15 protein-coding genes are annotated in these 20,081 nt (G+C 57.8%); 4 read left to right on the forward strand and 11 right to left on the reverse strand.

Annotation, left to right across the window (positions count from 1 at the left end; genetic code table 11):
• Positions 1-24: 24 nt before the first annotated feature.
• Positions 25-1,197: an L-rhamnonate dehydratase gene (locus VFQ24_14235; protein ID HET9179512.1), complete on the reverse strand. Its 1,173-nt coding sequence runs from the start codon at positions 1,195-1,197 to the stop codon at positions 25-27.
• 376 nt (positions 1,198-1,573) lie between these two features.
• Here VFQ24_14235 and VFQ24_14240 point away from each other — a divergent pair, with 376 nt between their 5' ends.
• Positions 1,574-2,884 (forward strand): FAD-dependent oxidoreductase, encoded by a 1,311-nt coding sequence (locus VFQ24_14240; protein ID HET9179513.1) that lies wholly within the window; start codon positions 1,574-1,576, stop codon positions 2,882-2,884.
• Between the two features lie 87 nt (positions 2,885-2,971).
• Positions 2,972-4,009: a DegT/DnrJ/EryC1/StrS family aminotransferase gene (locus VFQ24_14245; GenBank protein ID HET9179514.1), complete on the forward strand. Its 1,038-nt coding sequence runs from the start codon at positions 2,972-2,974 to the stop codon at positions 4,007-4,009.
• A 5-nt stretch (positions 4,010-4,014) separates the two neighbouring features.
• On the opposite strand, the gene VFQ24_14250 is transcribed toward VFQ24_14245, so the two are convergent.
• From VFQ24_14250 to tkt, 10 genes are all read right to left on the reverse strand, one after another.
• Positions 4,015-4,857 carry a hypothetical protein gene (locus VFQ24_14250; protein ID HET9179515.1) on the reverse strand — a complete coding sequence of 281 codons (843 nt, stop codon included), beginning with the start codon at positions 4,855-4,857 and terminating at the stop codon, positions 4,015-4,017.
• A gap of 401 nt (positions 4,858-5,258) precedes the next feature.
• On the reverse strand, positions 5,259-6,107 hold the full coding sequence (locus VFQ24_14255; protein ID HET9179516.1) for a hypothetical protein: 849 nt from the start codon (positions 6,105-6,107) through the stop codon (positions 5,259-5,261).
• A 214-nt stretch (positions 6,108-6,321) separates the two neighbouring features.
• On the reverse strand, positions 6,322-7,263 hold the full coding sequence (locus VFQ24_14260; protein HET9179517.1) for a serine/threonine-protein kinase: 942 nt from the start codon (positions 7,261-7,263) through the stop codon (positions 6,322-6,324).
• 203 nt (positions 7,264-7,466) lie between these two features.
• Positions 7,467-8,780: a UDP-glucose/GDP-mannose dehydrogenase family protein gene (locus tag VFQ24_14265; protein ID HET9179518.1), complete on the reverse strand. Its 1,314-nt coding sequence runs from the start codon at positions 8,778-8,780 to the stop codon at positions 7,467-7,469.
• Positions 8,781-8,974: 194 nt separating this feature from the next.
• Positions 8,975-9,634 (reverse strand): ribulose-phosphate 3-epimerase, encoded by a 660-nt coding sequence (rpe, locus tag VFQ24_14270; protein HET9179519.1) that lies wholly within the window; start codon positions 9,632-9,634, stop codon positions 8,975-8,977.
• Positions 9,631-10,401 carry a 6-phosphogluconolactonase gene (pgl, locus tag VFQ24_14275; protein ID HET9179520.1) on the reverse strand — a complete coding sequence of 257 codons (771 nt, stop codon included), beginning with the start codon at positions 10,399-10,401 and terminating at the stop codon, positions 9,631-9,633. Before pgl ends, rpe begins: the two co-directional genes overlap by 4 nt.
• Before the next feature lie 30 nt (positions 10,402-10,431).
• Positions 10,432-11,589: a glucose-6-phosphate dehydrogenase assembly protein OpcA gene (locus tag VFQ24_14280; GenBank protein HET9179521.1), complete on the reverse strand. Its 1,158-nt coding sequence runs from the start codon at positions 11,587-11,589 to the stop codon at positions 10,432-10,434.
• Between the two features lie 66 nt (positions 11,590-11,655).
• A complete protein-coding gene (zwf, locus tag VFQ24_14285) occupies positions 11,656-13,209 on the reverse strand; it encodes a glucose-6-phosphate dehydrogenase (protein ID HET9179522.1) in 1,554 nt (517 codons plus the stop codon).
• A gap of 191 nt (positions 13,210-13,400) precedes the next feature.
• Complete coding sequence (gene tal / locus VFQ24_14290) at positions 13,401-14,555, reverse strand: transaldolase (protein HET9179523.1); 1,155 nt, start codon at positions 14,553-14,555, stop codon at positions 13,401-13,403.
• Between the two features lie 194 nt (positions 14,556-14,749).
• On the reverse strand, positions 14,750-16,798 hold the full coding sequence (gene tkt / locus VFQ24_14295; protein HET9179524.1) for a transketolase: 2,049 nt from the start codon (positions 16,796-16,798) through the stop codon (positions 14,750-14,752).
• 247 nt (positions 16,799-17,045) lie between these two features.
• On the opposite strand from tkt, the gene gndA reads away from it, so the two are divergent.
• Together gndA and VFQ24_14305 are read left to right on the forward strand one after the other, a co-directional pair.
• Positions 17,046-18,452, forward strand: coding sequence for an NADP-dependent phosphogluconate dehydrogenase (gene gndA, locus VFQ24_14300; GenBank protein ID HET9179525.1), 1,407 nt, complete (start codon positions 17,046-17,048; stop codon positions 18,450-18,452).
• Positions 18,453-18,578: 126 nt separating this feature from the next.
• Positions 18,579-20,051, forward strand: a complete 1,473-nt coding sequence (locus tag VFQ24_14305; GenBank protein ID HET9179526.1) for a CoA-acylating methylmalonate-semialdehyde dehydrogenase — start codon at positions 18,579-18,581, stop codon at positions 20,049-20,051.
• Positions 20,052-20,081: the final 30 nt, after the last annotated feature.

The raw sequence follows: 20,081 nt of genomic DNA on the forward strand, positions 1-20,081 counted from the left end.
CAAACCTGATTTTCTGAAGCCGGCCTACTCGATGATGTCGAACCGCTTGAGACCCTCTTCGTCAAGGGTCAGGCCAAGGCCGGGCAAATCCTCGTTGAGTTCGATGCAGCCGTTGACGGGCATCGGCTCGCCTTTGAAAATATACCAGAAGAGTTCATTGCCAACTTCCACGTCCACCGGAGGGAAGAATTCGGCCATCGGAGAGTTGTAGCTGGCCATCACGACATGGAAGTTATGCATCTGCCCGGCGTGGGGTATCACCGGAACCTCAAACGCCTCAGCCATGGCCTGAATTTTCCGCGCCTGGCTGATGCCGCCCACCCGATTGGTATCAAACTGGATGTAGTCGATGGCCCTGGCTTCAAGCAGTTGCCGGAAACCGTAGAGCGTAAACTCGTGCTCGCCTCCGGCGATCGGGACCACATTCAACGCCTTCAACGCAGCGTAGCCGGCAATGTCATCCGGAATCACTGGTTCTTCCAGCCAGCGCAGATTGTATTTCGCCGTCAGGGGAATCATTCGCCGGGCATAATCGAGCGTCCATCCCATATAGGCATCTGCCATCAGGTCAATTTCATCGCCGACTACTTCCCGCGCAGTCCTCAGGAGGTCAAGGTTTTTCCGCATTCCCGCGGCGCCGTCCACCGGTCCCCATCCGAACCGCAGCTTCATGGCCCGGTACCCCTGGTCCTTGTATTGCTTTGCCTCGCGGGCAAGATCGTCGAGCGGCTGGCTGTAAAGGCGGCTGGCATACACAGGAATCTTTTGCTTGGTTTTCCCGCCCAGCAGGCGGAAGACCGGCTGCTTGAGGACCTGGCCCAGCAGGTCCCACAGCGCGATATCCACTGCGCTGATAGCAACCATACCGATGCCTTTTCTTCCAAACGCGATAGTTCGGCGGTACATATGCTGCCAGAGAAATTCGATATCGAAAGGATCGGCCCCAAGCAGAATTGGCTTGAGATACAGATCGATCACGGATTTGGTTACCCGAGGAGCGAGCGCCGCTTCGCCGATCCCGACGTGTCCGCTGTCAGTAAATACTTCCACAATCAGCCAGCCGTGAAAGCGGAAAGAACCCATTGGGTCCGACTGCAGCTCGAGCAGGTCCATGGGATTCGTGCAAAAGTGCGGCTGCGACGGTACGGTTTTGCCTCTCCATTCGACAACCCGAGTCCGAACTTCAGTGATCTTCACGATGGCCTCTCTTTTGCAATGAGCCCGAACGATAACGGCCGCGGCGCTCACCGTCCCTGCCAATCTAAGCGCCGATGGCGGGTTCCCCGTTCAGTGTCATGGTGTCCGAACGCTAACCTACATCAAATTATCGATTTTTCGCAACGTCTTGCCTAATCTCTTCCCCACGATACTGGCGGGATGATGTGCTGAGCGGGCATCCGATCATCGGCGAATTGGCCCGCGGTGCTGGCGCTGGAAACCGGAATCGGGAGATAATACATGGTTTTCGGTTTACCCTGACACAGCAGGCGGATTACGCGTCCCACGGCGGCAATAACATTTGCGATTGGGGCCACGGTCGGCCAATGGCAGCGGATTTGTGGAGGAGCAGCGGTTGCACACAGTCATTTTGGGAGCGGGAATCAGCGGGCTGAGTGCCGCGTATGCCCTGCAGCAAATTGCTCCGCACGGCTACGGGATCTACGAGCAGGCGCCTTCAGTGGGTGGTCTGTGCCGAACGCAGAGCGTTGACGGATATCGTTTCGATATCGTCTCGCACGTGCTGCACTTCCGTTCCGAAGAAACAAAGAACCTGGTACAGAACATCGTCGGTGAAGAGCTTGTCCGTCAAGAGCGCAGCGCCTGGATCTACTTTCAGCGAACGTACGTGCCTTATCCTTTCCAGACACACCTGAATGCGCTGCCGTCCGCAGCGAAGATAGATTGCCTGAGCGGGTATTTCAAAGCGTGGACGAAGCGCAAATTCACCGGCGCCCGTGAACCGGACAACTTTGACGAATGGGTGGAACAATACTTCGGCGACGGCATCGCGCGGCACTTCATGCGTCCTTATAACCGGAAACTATGGGGCGTCGAACCGCAAAGCATGGGCCTGGACTGGATCAGGCCTTTCGTACCCCAAACCCAATTGCGGCAAGTCATCAGCAATGTGCTTTCGCGTCGGAACCATCACGAAGTCGGCTACAATCCGTGGTTCTTCTATCCGGCGCGCGGAGGAATCCAGACCATCTGCGAAGGTTTCCGTTCCAGGCTGACAGACTTGCACCTGAACCAGGAAGCGGTTGAGATTGACGTGGAGAATCGCAGGGTCCTGTTCCGAAGCGGAGAACGCGTGAGCTATGACCGGCTGATTTCGACCATTCCGCTGCCAGTTCTGGTCGAGCGGGCCAAAGCCGTCCCGGAAACCTTGAAGCAGGAGATTTCCGGGCTCCGGTGGACTTCGTTGCTCAACCTGACGTACTGCCTCAGACGACCTCTTCCGAAGCCCTTCCATTGGGCTTACTTTCCAGAGGCTGAGTTCCCATTTTTTCGCCTGGTTTTCCCTTCCAACATCTCCGCCGAACTGGCGCCCAAAGACACGGGATTGATTGCGGCCGAGATTTCAAATCCTGAACCGGGCAAAAAAGAGGAAGAACTGGAGCAGCAGGTTCGGGCCTGCCTGTTAAAACTGGGATGGATCGAGAAGCCAGAGGACGTGGTGCGCGTTGTTCGAAACTTTTTCCCTTATGCCTATCCGGTACACGATCTGGAGCGGGGCGGGCGCGTCCGGCGCCTCCTGCACTTTCTCCAAACGAGGGGCATCTGGTCGATTGGCCGCTTCGGGGCCTGGCACTACTCCAGCATGGACGACGCCATCACAGAAGCGCTCCACATAGCACCAGCAATCCTTGCTTCTGGTTCATAATCGGGAAGAGGAGGAAACACCATTCGCACCGTTTCAATCGCGCAAGTATCGCTTGACCAGCGTGAGATTCGGGCCGTCGAGCAGGTTCTGAAGAGTGGAAATCTCAGGGCGGGGAGGGTCACCGAAGAATTTGAAGCGGCTTTCGCGGCCAGCGTTGGGGCCCGCCACGCTATCACGGTCTCATCGGGGACCTCGGCGCTCTATCTCGCCTGCCACGCGCTGCTGCGCCCAGGGGATGAAGTCATTGTTCCAGATTTTACTTTTGTTGCGACGGCAGCCATGGTGGCGGCAGTGGGCGCCACGCCGGTGTTTGCCGACGTCAACCCAAAGACGTTTACGCTGGAGGCGGCGGAACTCGAGCGGCTTATTACTCCGAGAACGCGTGCGTTGATCCCGGTGCACCTCTACGGCCAGCCTGCTGACATCAGCGGCCTGGCACGCGTGGCCCGCCGCCATAAGCTGAAAATTATCTGGGATGCTGCGCAGGCGCACGGAGCACAATTCGGCGGGCAGGACGTCGGATCGTTTCCCGATGCGGTATGCTATTCGTTCTACCCAACAAAAAATATGACCACGGGCGAAGGCGGAATGATCACAACCTCCCATCGCTCCCTCGCTGCAGAATTGCGCCTGCTCCGTTCTCATGGAGAATCCGGCCGCTACCGGCATGTACGGCTCGGTTTCAATTTCCGCACTACCGACATCGCCTCCGCCATGGGCCTTCATCAACTGGCCAGGCTCCCGAAAGCGATTCGCGCGCGGCAGAGAAATGCCAGGACCCTTGCGAAGGGGCTCTCAGGAGTTCCAGGGCTGCAAACGCCGGAACTCATCCCTGGGACGAGTCATGCTTTCAGCTTATTTACGATTTGCGTCGATGCCAGGCGGGCAGGAATGTCACGAGACGAGTTAGCAAAGGCGCTTAGTCTTCGAGGTATTCAGTCAGCCGTTCACTACCCGCTCCCCCTGCACCGCCAGCCGGTTTTTCGCGACTCTGGACGGGACTTGGATTTTCGCGTTTCTTCCAGCCTGGCGAAAACGGTCCTATCGCTTCCGGTGCATCCGGGGGTGACCGAGGCAGACCTTCGTTACATCGTTCGGTCAGTCCGTGAAATCCTGAAAGCTTGAAGCAATTAGCGGCGGGGCTTCTTTTTTTGAGCCACACGCTTCGCGGCGCTGTTCACTTCGTCCGCTCTTCGGCAAACCTCATCATTGAAACGGTCAACGGCCTCCAGAAGCGGCGCACCGCCGGCCTGCCGGGAAAAATGGATGATGGAGGCCATGTCTTTGGGAAGGCAGCGTCCGCGGTAGCCACGCTCGGCAGTAACAATGGTGTGGGACCTTCCAATACGATCATCCGCAAGCCAGAGCTCACGCAGTTCGTTAAAATTCACCCCCAGCCCCTGCGCGATGTCGTAGAACTGGTTGACGAAGGCAACCTTGGTGGCGAGAAATGCGTTTTCCATATACTTGCAGAGCTCGGCGCTCTTCGCATCGGTAATGTAATAGTGCGGCAGCGGGCCCAGAAACTGCTGGTACGCCTGGATCACCATATTACAGGCGGAGCGTTCTCCTCCAACCATAATGAATCCGTGGCTCTCGATCCCTTTCAAAGTGTGCCATGTGGTTTCACCAACGTATTCAGGGCTGAAGCAGATCGTCTTGCCGTGCTGCGCCGCAAGCCGGTCAACCGTTCCAGGCGGAACAGTGGACTTGATGCACATGACCGGCCCCACCCAGGAAACCACTTCGTCGATCGCCGTTAGATCACATTTCCCATCCGGGCCCTCCGGAGTGGGAACGGCAATGAAAACGAGGTCACACTGCTGCAATGCAGCCCTCCGCCTGAGGTTGTTCATGCCTCTGACAAACTTGTCATAAATCACCAGGTCCGAATTCCCACTCTCATAGCGGAAAACTTTCGCCAAAGCTCTTCCTACCACTCCGTAACCAACAATTCCCAACTTCATCGCCATCTTTTCTCCGGGCTACTCTTCGTGTGGACGCGGACTCTCCGGGTCAATCGCGCATGCCATCGGCTTAGGGAGGCCAGAAGCACTTCCCGCATTTTGGTAAAAAGAAATATTGTGCTCCGGATACCGCTCACGACGCAACTGCATGATTGGCCAGGCCTCAGGCTTGTTGTTGATTGCGGTATAGCGGACAAGATCTGCTTCCGCCGATTGAACGACGGATGTACCGGCGAACGAGATGGGGACCTTCGAACCGGAGGGCAGGTTGCCACGACCTCTTGATCTTTGGACAAACCCCAGGTTGCGGCCCCGCGTGGAGAGCCTCTAAACACGAAGTGGGCGGCAGCCCGTCCCGGCCGCCGCCCACTTTCTCATCCTTTTTCTGCTCTCTGATCGACTCTCGCCTACGGGCAGCTAAATCCTGCCGGTGGTGTGTACGGACTCGGCGTCCCAGGATTCTCCGCGGCCTCCTCGTTGTTCTCCGCGCAGCCCGCCGCATTCGTCGCCGCCGCTGCCGCATTCGCCGCGTCCGCCGCAGCATTCGCCGCTGCCGTCGCGTTGTTCGCCGCCGTCGTCGCGTCCGTCGCACCATTCGAGCGCGTTGTTAATCCCCACCCTGCCAGCGCCGCCGCCGCCGCCCCACCTGCCACGGCCACCACTCCCAGCGTGGTCGCCGTCGTGATGTGCGGGTTCCCGTTCGGAGGCGCCGCAGGACTCGGCGCCGGCGCCGCCGCCGTCATTGGCAGGGTCACCGTCTTCCCTTGCATGACCTGCTTCGTACGCCCCTGTCTCTCCACCTGCAATGTCCCTTCCTTTGCCGTGACCACCAGTGAGCCGTCCAGCATAGCCACTTCACCCCGCGCAGCGTATCCCGCCGCCGGCCTCACCGTCACGCCCCCGGCTTTCACCTCAACCCCCACGCTCGATCCCGGGTGGTACATCGACACATTCCCCCGGTTCAACAACACCGTCACATCCTTTGCTTCCCGCATAAATGAGGCTTCCGTCTCTCGACCGAACACCATGCTGTTCCCCTCGTCGAGCGCCACCACAGCGACACCGTCTCTCACCTGCAACTTGTCTCCACTGAACACCGTCGTGTTCGGCACCAGCGCCTCTCCGCTAAGCGTCGCGTTTCGGCTCCCGGCTATCGATCCTACCGCGGCCGATCCCGCCAGCGCCGGCATCACTCCCATCCCGATCACCGTCATTACGGCTAGCACAAGTTGCACTAACTTCTGTCGATTCAGCATCCTGCCCCCTCTCGACGTACTTATCCAACTGTGAACGTCTGGGCTTCTGTACCTCTAAGCCCCACGAAACATTAAGAATTTATAATCCTTCTCGTTTGCTGTCAAGCTTTAAGTGGTGGAGTTAACAGAGCTTCTTGAGCAACACGGCATCGTAGAGAAATGGAGTAACCGTCCGAAGGGAGTCTTTGCTGAGGACTGGCCTCGATAGTTCATTTCAATGACCGAGGAATGCCAAACCAATCCAACCAAGGATGGTCCTCCACCGTCCCGCACGGTATGAGGGATTTGACGCAGGGCGATTTGCAAGAACCGCTTTTATCTGGAACGTAACAAATTCTGATTGGAGGTGGTTAAGGACTTCCAGTGCCGAATAATAGCGGTCATCCTTATCTCGCACCAAGCACCTTTGAACAATGGCCCTCAAACCTGCAGGGATTTCCATGGGCAACTGCTTGACCGACCCTGTCATAATGTCCATACCCAGCTCGAACGGTGATCGCCCGGAGAACGGTAAGCGGCCGGTCAGCATCTCGAACAAGATCGCCCCTAGGGACCAGACACCAGACTGCGTGGTAGCTGGCTCCCCATGCAGAAGCTCGGGAGCCATATAGGGAAGCGTTCCGACAAGCCAGCCTATCTCTTGGGCGGAGGAATCAGAACGCTCGTCCGGTTTTGTCCTCTCCTCTTCAATCAACCTAGCGAGACCGAAGTCGACGACCTTGACCCGGCCTGTGGGAGTCACCACAATATTCGAGCTGCTGAAGTCTCGGTGCAGGATTCCGGCACCGTGTGTATAGGTCATTGCCTCGGCAATCTGCATGCCAAAATTAAAGGCGTGTTGGATCGGAAGAGGGCCGAAGTCAAGGATTGCCCGCAGCGTCTTGCCTTCAACGAACTCCAAGACGATGTAGTTGGTGCCTTGCTCTTCCCCGATATCATAAAGAGTGCAGACATTAGGGTGGTTCAAGGCTGAAGCGATCTGGGCCTCCCGCAGCAGCCGAGGCCAAGCCGTGTCTGCCTGAAGACAGTCTTCTCTGAGGACCTTCACCGCAACGGTTCGATTTAGGCGAATATCGCGGCCTTTATACACGACCGCGAACTTCCCCTCAGCGACCTTTGCGATGATATGGTAATGACCCAAAACCTCGCCAACCATATCCTCCCCCTCCTGAAGGTTGGTTACGAGAGCAAGACCGGGGTTAAGAACATATAATATCCATGACAGGGTTGTCAACGAAGTTAAGTTGATTAAATGATCTTTTCAAGGAGACCTTGGTTGGGCAAGCGCGGCAGAAGCAGCCTGCTCCCCATCAGCCTTGAACCACAGGCCAGCGGGCTTTCTTTGTTGAACGTGAACGTCTATGTCAACCTCCGGCTGAGTTTGCCGGAATGGCGCTGGTCATGCGTCAGCCCCACCAGGTCAACGACGACTTTACCTTTCTTGAGCCCCTTGATGCCGGCTTGGAATTCAGGATGGCTCCCCGCCAGGACGATGAGGTCACTGGACTCGATAAGTTCTGAGCAGGATGCCGTCATCAACCGCGGAAGCGAAGGAAGTTCCTTGCGGATAAAAGTCTGGTTAGCACCCAGCAGTCGGTCAAGCCTGACCCGGGGATCATAAACCCTCACCGTCTTCCTCGCGGCGATCAACCTTTTCACCAGTTCGCAGGCAGGGCTCTCACGGAGGTCATCCGTGTCCGATTTGAATACCAGACCAAGAACTCCAATCCTTTGCTTCTTTACGGAAAGGACGAGGTCCACGGCCCTGTCCAGATGGCGCGCGTTGCTAGGCAGAATATTTTGAATCAGTGGAAGATCCAACCCGTTCTCGCGGGCGAGCCTTCCAAGCGACCTGACGTCTTTTGGCAGACAGGGACCGCCGAATGCAAAGCCGGGTTTCAGGTACAACGGCGAAATGTTGAGCTTGGTATCCTGTACGAACATTCGCATAACTTCCTCGCTTGAGACGTCAAACCGGCGGCAGAGAGAACCCATCTCATTTGCAAAAGACACCTTGAGCGCGTGAAAACTGTTGTCGGCGTATTTCAAAATTTCAGCAGCTTTGAATGAGGTCACAAACACGGGCGCCTTGACTGGCCTCCACATCCGGCTTAATCGCCGGGCGGTCCTGGCGTCGCTCGTGCCGAGCACCGTTCTGGGCGGATTGAAAAAGTCGTGAATCGAGGAACCTTCACGAAGAAATTCGGGATGAAAGCAAACGCCGAAATCACGCCCCGCACGCCTGCTGCTTATCTGCTCAAGTGTGGGCATCACCAGACTTTCTGTGGTCCCGGGCGGCACCGTGCTCCGAATTGCGACCACATGAAATTTTTTCGCGGTCCGCAGGGAGTGTCCGATGCCTCCAAGCGCAGATGCAACATGGTCCAGGTCGGCGGAGCCATCCCGACGCGACGGCGTACCCACTGTCACCAGTGAAAGATCAGCCCCGTCAAGCGCCTCTGCCGGATCGAGAGTGGCCCGAAGTCTGCCTTCCGCGACCATTTGCCGAACCAGGCTATCCAGTCCTTGCTCCAGCACGGGCGACTGGCCGAAATTCACCAAATGCACTTTTGTCGCAGAAACATCTACTCCCGTTACCGTGTGCCCCATCTGGGCCAGGCACGCACCGGTCACGCTGCCTACGTATCCAAGTCCGAGTACCGCAATTTTCATAATGAGGTCTTAGTTCTCCGGGAAGGCCGCCGGGAAATCAGCGCTTACAGGGAGCGCGAAACGAATGAGTGAATATAATTGAGGCTGCCAATCAAAGTCAAAATTCCCTGCCCAGGGCCGACACTCCAGGGGCCGTTCCGCCACCCGCAGAGAGGGACTGAATCAGGCAAAGCAAATTGATGATGTTTCGGATGTCACCGAGGAACGCTCGACAACAAGGATTGTATTGCCGCTGCCACGCCCTCATTGCTCCCAAATACAGACGATCCGGCAACGAGAACATCAGCCCCGGCTTCAACCACCAGCGGCGCGGTATCGAGGTTAATCCCACCGTCCACTTCAACCTCACACGCAAGTTCCATTTGCTGGATCTGACGACGGACTTCCCGGATCTTCGGCAGCGTCTCCATTATGAATTCCTGCCCGCCAAAGCCCGGATTGACCGTCATCACGAGAACGAGGTCAAGGCTTCCGATGACCTCTGAAAGAAGAATGGCCGGCGTGGAAGGGTTGATGGCCACGCCAGCTTTCTTGCCAAGGGCATGAATGTGCTGTATCGCGCGGTGCAGGTGCGGTGTGGCTTCCTGATGGACGATGATGGTGTCCGCGCCCGCCTCCGCAAACGGCTCGATAAAGTCTTCCGGCGGCTGAACCATCAGGTGGACTTCCAAGGTCAGATGGGTAATCGGCCGAAGTGAAGCGACAGCCTCCGTTCCAAAGGTAATATTCGGAACAAACCGTCCGTCCATCACATCGATCTGAATGCGATCCACTCCAGCCGCCTGTGCTTCCAGAACCTGTTCTCCAAGGCGTGTAAAGTCCGCGGACAGAATCGAAGGCGCAATCTTGATCAAGAGATTTTCCTCTGAACTGGGGGCTTGCGGAGAAATTGCGCCGCCGCACGGTCCAGATACCAGTTCAAGCTCCCCGCACCCGGCTGGATTCCCTGGGCTGGAAACTGCTTCGGATCGCGAGGTCCCTCGAGCACCCGGCGCAGAATTTCCGCCTTTTTGGCTCCCGAGACCAGAAACACAAGCTCACTGGCCGCGTTGAGGACAGGGTAAGTCAGCGTCATTCGGTACATCTGGAGCTTTTCGACGTAGTTCGGGCAAACCCATCGCCGGCTTTCATCGAGGGCCGCCGTCCCAGGAAAAAGCGAGGCTGTGTGCCCGTCCGGTCCCAATCCCATCAGCGCCAGATCGAAGCGGGGCAGCGCTCCTTCAGGCGGCTTCAGAACGCTGCGGACCTCCGCCTCGTATTCCGCGCTCGCCGCGTCGCGATCGTCCGATTCGGCTACCATGCGATGGAAGTTGTGGGCCGCGCCGGGCACCGGCCGCAGCAGCGTCTCGCGGATCATGCGGTAGTTACTTTGGATGTCATCCGGCGGGACACATCGCTCGTCAACCTGGAACAGATGAACGCTGTCCCACTGGATGCGCTGGGAAAACTCCGGGTTCGCCAGCATCTCCAGAAGTGCGCGTCCCATTTCACCGCCGGAAAGCGCAATCGTGAACGCTCTTCCCTGCTGGACACGTTCCCGTGCGAGATCAGTGAAGTGCGCGGCCGCCGCCCGGCTCAGATCCTCCAGTCCCGGAAATATCTCGAGCTTCGCTTGGCTCATCTGCGCACCCCTGTCGTCAAGCGCCGAAGCTTACAAGTCGACCATCTGAACGATCAGGCTCAGGATTTCCTCATAAATTTTGTCCCGCGCCGGGAACTTGAGTTCTTCGTTGACCAATTCAACTTCGCCCATTGCCATCATCCGCAAGGTTCTTTCGAGCGGAGCGCGGCCCGGAATTTCCGCCCGGGTGTGAGCAATGCCTTCCGCCGTAGATTCGGACACCGAAAAGATTGCGGGAGGGTCGGAACGTGTCTTCAATGTCACCTTGAAGGGGGTTGGTGGCTGGCTTGTCTCGTGGCGAACAATCCACTCCACGCGAACAGGGTTGTCTCCGCGCCGGAATTCAACCACGCGGTTTGGACCGGCGCCTGGCGCAAGCCGTGTAACTGGCCGCCAGTCAAGACGGCTGGCCAGCCACGCCGTAAGAAGCAGCGCGTGGGCGATGGGGCTGCCTCTCTCACCGGGACCTGTTTCCCACTCGAATGATATGTCCGAAAGGTCCTGCAGACAGGAACCGGCCTCATCAGAATCAAAATTCTGAGCTACCAGTTCGCGGCACGGCGTAAGCCGGGCCCAGTTAAGATCGCTGAAGGCTATGCCGCCGGTGGCGTGGGACCGCTCTACCAGCCGCCCCAGTGTGGCCAGATCGGTTTCCGGTTCCTCAAACCGGCCCGAGTCAACCAGCACCCGGTTCGTACGGCGGAGCACCTGATCAAGAAACGAAGGTGGCGCGAAGCGTCCCACCCGCCACCAGAGATACACGGGAAGTTCGGGGACAATCAGCGGGAGGACCACATTGTCCAGCCCATTCACCGCCCCACCCCGGGCCCGAACGTAAATCTGCTCGCAGCAAACCTGCCGCGCGCCCCAAGGGGGAAGATGACACTGGGCGGAAATCCACGCCGCCATGCCATCCGGGCGTTCCCTTGGTTCGGCCAGCAGCAGGATCGCTCGGCACGGGTTCTGGGCGATGATGTGGCTGATCAGATCGACCGACTCGCGGGCTTCCTCCTCGTTCTCAACGAACGCAATAAGGGTCAACACGGATGCCCGCATCACCGGGTGTTCTGTACCGGGATCATCTGCCGCAGCCCGCCATAGGGCAGATAATTCCTCTTCCAGCGTGGCCACGTTGGCCGGCTGGAGTTCGCCCGCCGTGAGCGACTTGAACTTTTTAGCTAACGGCAACGAATCCTCCTCCCGATGGGTCTCCGAAGGACAGGAAGGGCGACGCGCCACAGGCCTGCGGGCCAATTAAAGCCGATGCCAGCGACGACCATCCCGATCGAGCAATCTGTCGGCGGCTTCTGGACCCCAACTTCCCGCCTCATACCTCTGCAAGCCCTTCTCGCCGTCCTCCCGCCAGCGCTCCAGCAGCGGGGACAATAGTTGCCAGGCCAATTCTACTGCGTCTTCACGATTGAAAAGGGTCTGGTCACCCAACATGCTGTCGAGCAGCAGCGTCTCGTAGGCACTGGGGGGTTCGCCCCCAAACGACTCGGCGTAGCGGAACTCCATTTTGACCGGGCGGATTTCCATCATCGGCGCCGGAAATTTGGCATTGAAATTAATGGAAATACCTTCGTTCGGCTGGATCCGCATGGCAAGCACGTTCTGGCCAACAGGATTGCTGGTTTTCCGCCCGAAAACCATGTGCGGGACCCGCCTGAACTGGACCACAATTTCCGAGACCCGCTTGGTTAGACGTTTGCCGGAGCGCACATAGAAGGGAACGTCGGCCCATCGCCAATTGTCGATAAACAATTTGAGCGCGGCAAAGGTTTCCGTCGTTGATTCTGGTGAGACCTTCGGCTCCTCGCGGTAGGCAGGAACCTTCTCGCCCCGGATCCAGCCCTCGCCATATTGGCCGCGCACCACAAAATCGTCCAGGCGATCAAGATCAATGGGTCGCATCGAACGCATCACCTTGGCTTTTTCATCACGAACTTCCACGGCGTCGAAAGACGACGGCGGTTCCATCGCCACAAGGCTCAAAACCGACATCACGTGGTTCTGGATCATGTCTCGCAACAAGCCGGCTTCCTCGTAATAGCGGCCCCGCCCCTCCACTCCGAGGTCCTCGGCAACTGTGATTTCAATGTGGTCGATGTAGCGCCGGTTCCAGATGGGCTCAAAGATGCCATTGGCAAAGCGGAAGACCAGCAGGTTCTGGACGGTTTCTTTGCCCAGGTAGTGATCGATGCGATAGACCTGCTGTTCCTTGAAAGCCGAATTCACAACGGTGGTGAGTTCGCGCGCGCTTTCAAGATCGTGGCCAAAAGGCTTTTCAATTACCACACGAGTCCAACTTTTTTCCGCATCTTCCGGGGCAGCCAGGCCGGTGGATCCGAGATGGCCGATGATGACGGGGAAGGAACTGGGCGGGGTCGCCAGGTAGTACACGCGGTTCCCTCCGGTGCCCCTCTCATTGTCTAATTTCTCAAGCAGATCGCGGAGCGGGTTGTAGGCCTTGCTTTCACCAAAATTGTCCGTCAGGTAATAGATTGACTCCGTAAAGCTTCTGAGCGAGGCGTCATCCACAGACGACGGCTGTTCGGAAAATTTGCGGACCGCGTCCGCCATGGTCTCCCGGAATTTTGCGTTGTCATAAGGCGTTTTCGCACACCCGATCACCGAAAAACCCTGCGGCAACAACCGCTCGCGGTGCAGATAGTAGAGCGCAGGAATCAGTTTACGGGCTGTGAGGTCGCCGGAAGCTCCGAAAATCACCATCGAGCAGGGGCTGGGAGTTTTTCGGATCCGCATGCCCACCCGCAACGGGTTTGCGGCAACAGATATGTCCGCCATAAAACGCTTCGTCCTTTCCGGACCGTGTGTGGTCCTTCAGGGCATAACGACAGCAATGTCTATGGTCTTCAGGTCTTCAGATTCGAAAATCCGCCACCCGGCATCTTTGCGCCAGGGCCATTGGACAAACTCCTGGCTGTCGAGCCTGCCCAGAGTACTCTGGGCGGGCTAATCGAGCCCCGGCGAAACTATCAACCGGCTACGCGCGCGCTCCCGGTAAAAGTTTTTTTCTTTTGCTCGATGCTGGCCAGCAGTTTCCCGTAATCATTCGCAAATGCTTCGACGCCATTGTCCTCAAGCTGCTGGGTCACCGCATCCAGGTCGATGCCGACGTCCGGCAGCATCGAAATGACTTTGCGGGCGTCGTCAAGCCCCCGCTCGATGGTATCCGCCTCGGGCTTGCCGTGGTCGCGGTAGGCATCGATGGTCTGGCTGGGCATAGTGTTCACAGTATCCCGGCCAATCAGTTCCTGGACGTAAAGGATGTCGCTGTATTTGGGATTCTTGGTGCTCGTCGAACCCCACAGCGCTCGCTGCACGCGCGCGCCCTTTTGAGCCAGCGCCTCGAAGCGGGGTGTTAAGAAGATTTCCTTGTATTTCTGGTAGATCAGCTTGGTATTGGCCACCGCAACCTTGCCGAAAAGCCCTTCCAACTTCTGGCGCTCTTCCGGCGCTTTGGCAGCCGCCAGCTTTGCCTCCAACTGCTTGTCCAACAGCGAATCAATGCGGCTCACGAATACGCTGGCCACGGATGCCAACCGGTCGATTGGTTGCCCCTGAGCCACGCGCTTCTCGAGCGCCTTCAGGTAGATTTTGGCAACCTCCGCGTAGCGGTCCATGCCAAAGAGCAAAGTGATGTTGATGTTGATCCCTTCACCGATGGTCTGTTCGATGGCAGCCAGCCCTTCTTTCGTCCCCGGTATTTTGATCATCACGTTCGGACGGTTCACAGCACGGAACAGCCGCCGCGCCTCTTCAATGCTTCCCTGCGTATCGTGCGCAAGAAGGGGAGAAACTTCCAGGCTCACGTAACCGTCCATTCCGTTGGTGCGTTCATAAACATCCCGAAACACGTCGGTGGCCTTCTGAATGTCTTCTATCGCCAGCCTCTGGAAAATCTGCGGCGCTCCAAGCCGCTCGCTGGCATACTGGCTGATGCTCTCGTCATAATCATCGCTGCCGGCAATGGCCTTTTCAAAAATGCTCGGGTTCGACGTAACTCCCAGCAACCCATCGTCGTCGATTCGTCTTTTCAATTCGCCGGAAAGGATTTCCTTACGGCTAATGTAATCATGCCAGACGCTCTGGCCGTACTTTTGCAGTTCCTTCAAAGGATTCTCGCTCATCGATTGGTTCCTCCTCTTGATGATTCCATCCGGCAATGCCGCACACGCGACATCTGCTGCTCCCAGCGTAACCCACCTTCACGCCCACGGGCCAACAGGGGCTAATCCAGTAAGTCCGAGACACGCTGCCAGCCCCCCGGAAGCGGCAACAGAAAATAAGATGGGGCCGTTATGAAACCGCTCTCGCTAGCCACTCAACGGCCCAGGAGCTCGTGGGCCCGCCGAACGATGTTGTCCGCCGTAAAACCAAACTTTTCCGCCAACACCTTGTAGGGCGCGGAAGCGCCGAAGCGCGACATGCCAATCACACCGCCGTTGAGACCGATGTATCTCTCCCAACCAAACGGGGCCGCCGCCTCGACAGCCAGCCGGGCCGTGACAAGAGGCGGCAGGACCTCATCTTTGTAAGACTGGCTCTGCTTTTCAAACAGGTCCCATGACGGCATGCTGACCACGCGGGCGCCAATGCCTTCGGCGATCAGTTTCTCGTATGCCTCCAGCGCCACTGAAACTTCCGACCCCGAGGCGATCAGGATCACATCCGCCCGCTTGCCCTGGGAATCCGCAAGGATGTAAGCTCCCGCGGCCACCCCTTCGGCGCTAGCGTACTTTTCGCGGTCGATCACCGGAAGTTTTTGCCGGGTCAGCACCAGGGCCACGGGGCCGCCCTTCCGTTCAATCGCCAATCGCCACGCTACCGCAGTCTCATTCGCATCCGCAGGCCGGATCAGCGACAGGTTCGGAATGGCGCGCAGCGATGGGATCTGCTCGATGGGTTGGTGGGTGGGCCCATCCTCGCCCAGGAAAATACTGTCATGGGTGTAAACAAAAATTGAATGAATTCCCATCAATGCTGCCAGCCGGAGCGTAGGCCGCATATAGTCCGAGAAAATCAGGAACGTCGCCCCATACGGAATCAGCCCGCTCAGTGCCATTCCATTGAGCGCGGAACCCATGGCATGCTCTCGTACCCCGAAAGTAAAATTGCGTGCGCCGTAGTCGCCTTTCTTGAAATATCCGGCATTCTTGATCAGCGTGTCGGTGGAGGGAGAAAGGTCCGCCGAGCCGCCGATTAGCATAGGCAGCTCCGCAGCAATTGCATTCAGCACGGCCCCGGAGGCCTGCCGCGTGGCGAGCGGCCCGTTGGAGGGTTTGAAAGCCGGAAGCTTTGATTTCCATGTCTCCGACCGTTCCCCGCGCACATAGCGGTCCCACTCGGCGGCAAGATCAGGGAAAGCCTTCCGAAAGGCGTTCAGGCGTTCCTGCCATTCGGTCTCGGCTTTCTCGCCCCGCTCAATGGCGTTACGGAAATGAGCAAGGACATCATCGGGAATATAAAATTTCGGCTCCAACGGTATCCCGAGGAACTCCTTGGAAAGCTTGACTTCTTCTTCGCCCAACGGCGACCCATGAGCCCCTGCCGTGTCGTGCTTGTTCGGACTTCCGTAAGCAATGTGGGTCCGCACCATGATGATCGACGGCCGCTCCGTTTCGGCCTCCGCAGCCTTGAGCGCCGCGTCAATCGCTTCCAGGTCGTTGCCGTCATCGATTGTCTGTACGAACCATCCATAGGCTTCAAAGCGTTCTGCGCGGTTTTCGGTAAAGGCCAGCTCCGTAGACCCTTCGATGGAGATGTGGTTGTCGTCGTACAGGTAGATGAGGTTGCTCAACCCCAGGTGACCAGCCAGGGAAGCTGCTTCGGATGCCACCCCTTCCATCAGATCACCATCGCTGACGATGGCATAAATCTTGTAATTGATCAGTTCGTGTCCCGGGCGGTTAAAATGCGCTGCAAGGTATTTTTGAGCAATTGCCATACCGACGCCGTTTCCGAATCCCTGTCCCAACGGCCCGGTGGTGGTTTCAATTCCCCTGTCCAGGTTGTACTCCGGGTGCCCCGGCGTCTCGCTGCCCCACTGCCGGAACTGCTTGAGTTCGTCCAGCGGCATGTCATACCCGGTCAAATGGAGAAGGCTGTAAAGCAGTATGCATCCATGCCCCGCTGAAAGGATGAAGCGGTCACGGTTGGGCCAACGAGGTTTCAGCGGATCGTACCGCAGGTAACGTGTCCACAGCACATACGCCATCGGCGCCGCGCCCATGGGCATCCCAGGATGGCCGGAATTCGCCTTCTGGACGGCATCCATGGCCAGACCGCGAATAGTGTTGATGCAAAGCAGGTCAAGCTCTGCTTCGCTCCGGCTGTCCTTTGAAGTTTGAGCTGCTGATGAATGTCCGTCCAAAGCAATTCGCTCCTGTTCTGGATTTGCGCACTGGCGAACTGGAGATCCTTGACGAGCGGAGCGCGCATGCCACTCGAACAATCCCATTTAACTTAGATGCGCGAGGGACCGGGTTGTAACGTCCGAGAGGTGTATTATATTCCTTTTGCGGGACGAAAGCGCAGATCACAATGAAAACAGCGGCCTGGATCCGCCGATACCCTGAAAACTGCTCTGCATGGAGGGGATTCGAACGAAGGAGGCGACGATGGTCAAGAGGCACCTTGGAGTGATGGGAATGGGAGTGATGGGCAAGAATCTTGCCCTCAACGCGGAGAGCAAAGGCTTCTCGGCAGCCGGTTTCGATATCGATCAGGGAAAAGTCCAGAAAGTTGCCGAAGCTGTGGCGGGCAAGCAGATCACGGTGACGAGTTCCCTCAAGGATTTTGTGGCGGCGCTCGAAAAGCCGCGGCGCATTTTGATGATGGTCCCGGCTGGCAAGGCAGTAGACGCCGCTCTCAATGATCTGAAGCCCAATCTCGAGAAGGAAGACATCGTCATCGATGGCGGCAACTCCTACTTTAAAGACACCGAGCGCCGCGGGCAGGAGTTGGAGCAATCGGGATTGCGATTCTTTGGAATGGGCGTGAGCGGCGGCGAGGAAGGCGCGCTCCATGGGCCGTCTCTGATGCCGGGCGGACACGAAGATTCCTACCGGCACCTTGAGCCTATGCTCACCCAAATGGCGGCGCAGACTAAGGACGGCCCATGCGTCACATACCTTGGGCCCCGCGGCGCCGGCCATTACGTCAAGATGGTCCACAATGGCATTGAGTACGGCATCCTGCAGATCATCTGTGAAACGTATGACATCTTCAAGAATGTGCTTCGGTTTACAACCCCGGAAATTCACGACATCTTTGACGAATGGAACGCCTCCGATCTCAATTCCTACCTGCTGGAAATCACCACGCTGGTTCTGGGCAAAAAAGATGACGAAACCGGCCAGCCGCTCGTCGACCTGATCGTCGATGAGGCCCAGCAGAAAGGCACCGGGAAGTGGACAGCTCAGGATGCCATGGACCTGGGCGTGGCGGTGCCGACACTGACTTACGCCGTGGAGGCGCGCATCCTCTCCGGACAGAAAAAAGAACGCGTCGCCGCGTCGAACATCCTGAGCGGGCCGAAAGAAGTCTTCTCAGGCGACCTCACGGTATTCTTGAACCACATGCGGGAAGCCTATCGGGTAGCGGTGATGGTCTGCTACGCCCAGGGTTTTGAGCAGCTTCGGGTGGCCTCTCAGGAATATCAGTACAACCTCAACTATGCGGAAATCGCCCGCATCTGGAAAGGCGGCTGCATTATCCGCGCCAAGATGCTCGACCACATCCAGCAGTCCTTTGCCATGGATTCGGCTCTGCCAAACCTGATGCTGGCACCGACCTTCAGCTCAACCATCAACAAATCCTCGGTGGCGCTGCGGGACGTCGTGAAGGAGTCAACTCATGTCGGTACGCCGTGCGTGGCCTTTTCAACGTCTCTCGGTTACATCGACAGCTATCGGCAGGAACGCCTTCCGGCAAACCTGCTGCAGGCACTGCGTGATTGCTTTGGCGCACACACTTATCATCGCACGGATAAAGAAGGTGTGTTCCACACGGAGTGGACAAAGTAAGCGTCAATGCCAAGCGGTTTCCAGTGCCTTGGGCATTCCGAAGACCAGCTTTTTGGAAGTTCGCATCACCCGGAAAAGGCAGGGAAAAGAACAAAGAAGATGAGCACCTCGGGAGTCACAGGCGGCATGGCAACCCGTGAACTGCAACTCTACATCAATGGCGAGTGGCAGCGGTCAAAAACCGTTGACTATCAGGACGTGACAAATCCGGCAACGGGCGACGTGCTCGGACGGGTGCCGCTCGCCACCCGCGAAGACATCAATTGCGCCGTGCGCGCCGCCAGCCAGGCATTCCCTGATTGGCGCCGGACCCCGCCCGAAAACCGCATCCAGTATCTCTTCAAACTTAAGCAGATTCTTGAGGACCACTTTGAAGAGATCGCCCGGACCATCACCATCGAAAACGGAAAGACTCTGGCGGAATCGCGCGGCGAACTTCGGCGCGCCGTCGAAAACGTTGAAGTGGCATGCGGAATCCCTTCGCTGATGCAGGGCTACAACCTGGAAGACGTGGCGCAAGGAATTGATGAAACCATGATCCGCCAGCCGCTGGGCGTGGTGGCTGCGATCACGCCCTTCAATTTTCCGGCAATGATTCCCTTCTGGTTCCTGCCTTATGCCCTGGCATGCGGCAACACTTTTATCCTGAAGCCGTCCGAACGGGTGCCGCTATCAAGCGCCTTTCTGTTCGAGCTGATGGACCAATTGAAGCTTCCCCCCGGCGTCCTCAATCTGGTTCACGGCGCCAAAATCGCGGTTGACGCCCTGCTCGAACATCCCGACGTCCGCGCCATCAGCTTTGTGGGCTCAACGCCAGTGGCCAAGTATGTCTACGCCCAGGCGGCGGCCCACGGCAAGCGTGTGCAATGCCAGGGCGGAGCCAAGAACCCCGTGCTGGTTCTGCCGGACGCCGACATGGACGCCGCAACTCGGATTACCTGTGACAGCGCGTTCGGGTGCGCCGGCCAGCGATGCCTGGCGGTTTCTGTTGCGGTCACGGTGGGCGAAGCGCGGGAAAGGTTTACGCAAAGCATCACGGACGCCGCGAGCTCAATTCGCGTTGGCAACGGTCTGCAGGAAGATGTGCAAATGGGGCCGGTGATCACGCCGGAGAGCAAGGCGCGAATCCAAAGCTTCATTTCCAAAGGCGTGGACGACGGCGCCAAAGTGCTGCTGGACGGCCGCAACGACTCCATTGCGAATGGTAAAGGCAATTTCCTCAGGCCCACTCTGCTGGAGGATGTGCCGCCCGCAAGTGTGGTAGCCCAGAACGAAATTTTTGGACCCGTGCTCAGCGTAAACCACGTCAAGACCCTGGACGAGGGGATTGAATTCCTCGGCCGCAATCCTTATGGCAACCAGGCTTCGATTTTCACCACCAGTGGGGCCGCCGCGCGCCGGTTCCGGTATGAGGTCCCGGTCGGCAACCTCGGGATAAACATCGGCGTGGCCGCGCCCATGGCCTATTTCCCTTTCAGCGGTTGGAAAGACAGCTTCTTCGGCGTGCTGCACGCTCAGGGCCGTGACGCCGTCCAGTTCTATACACAAGAGAAGGTCGTCATCGAACGCTGGCCGAAGGAGTGGTCGCGCAAATTCTAATCTCGCCCGCAGCAGCTCTGCCGCCTTTGC

The organism is Terriglobia bacterium, from assembly GCA_035712365.1.
GTDB lineage: Bacteria > Acidobacteriota > Terriglobia > UBA7540 > UBA7540 > SCRD01.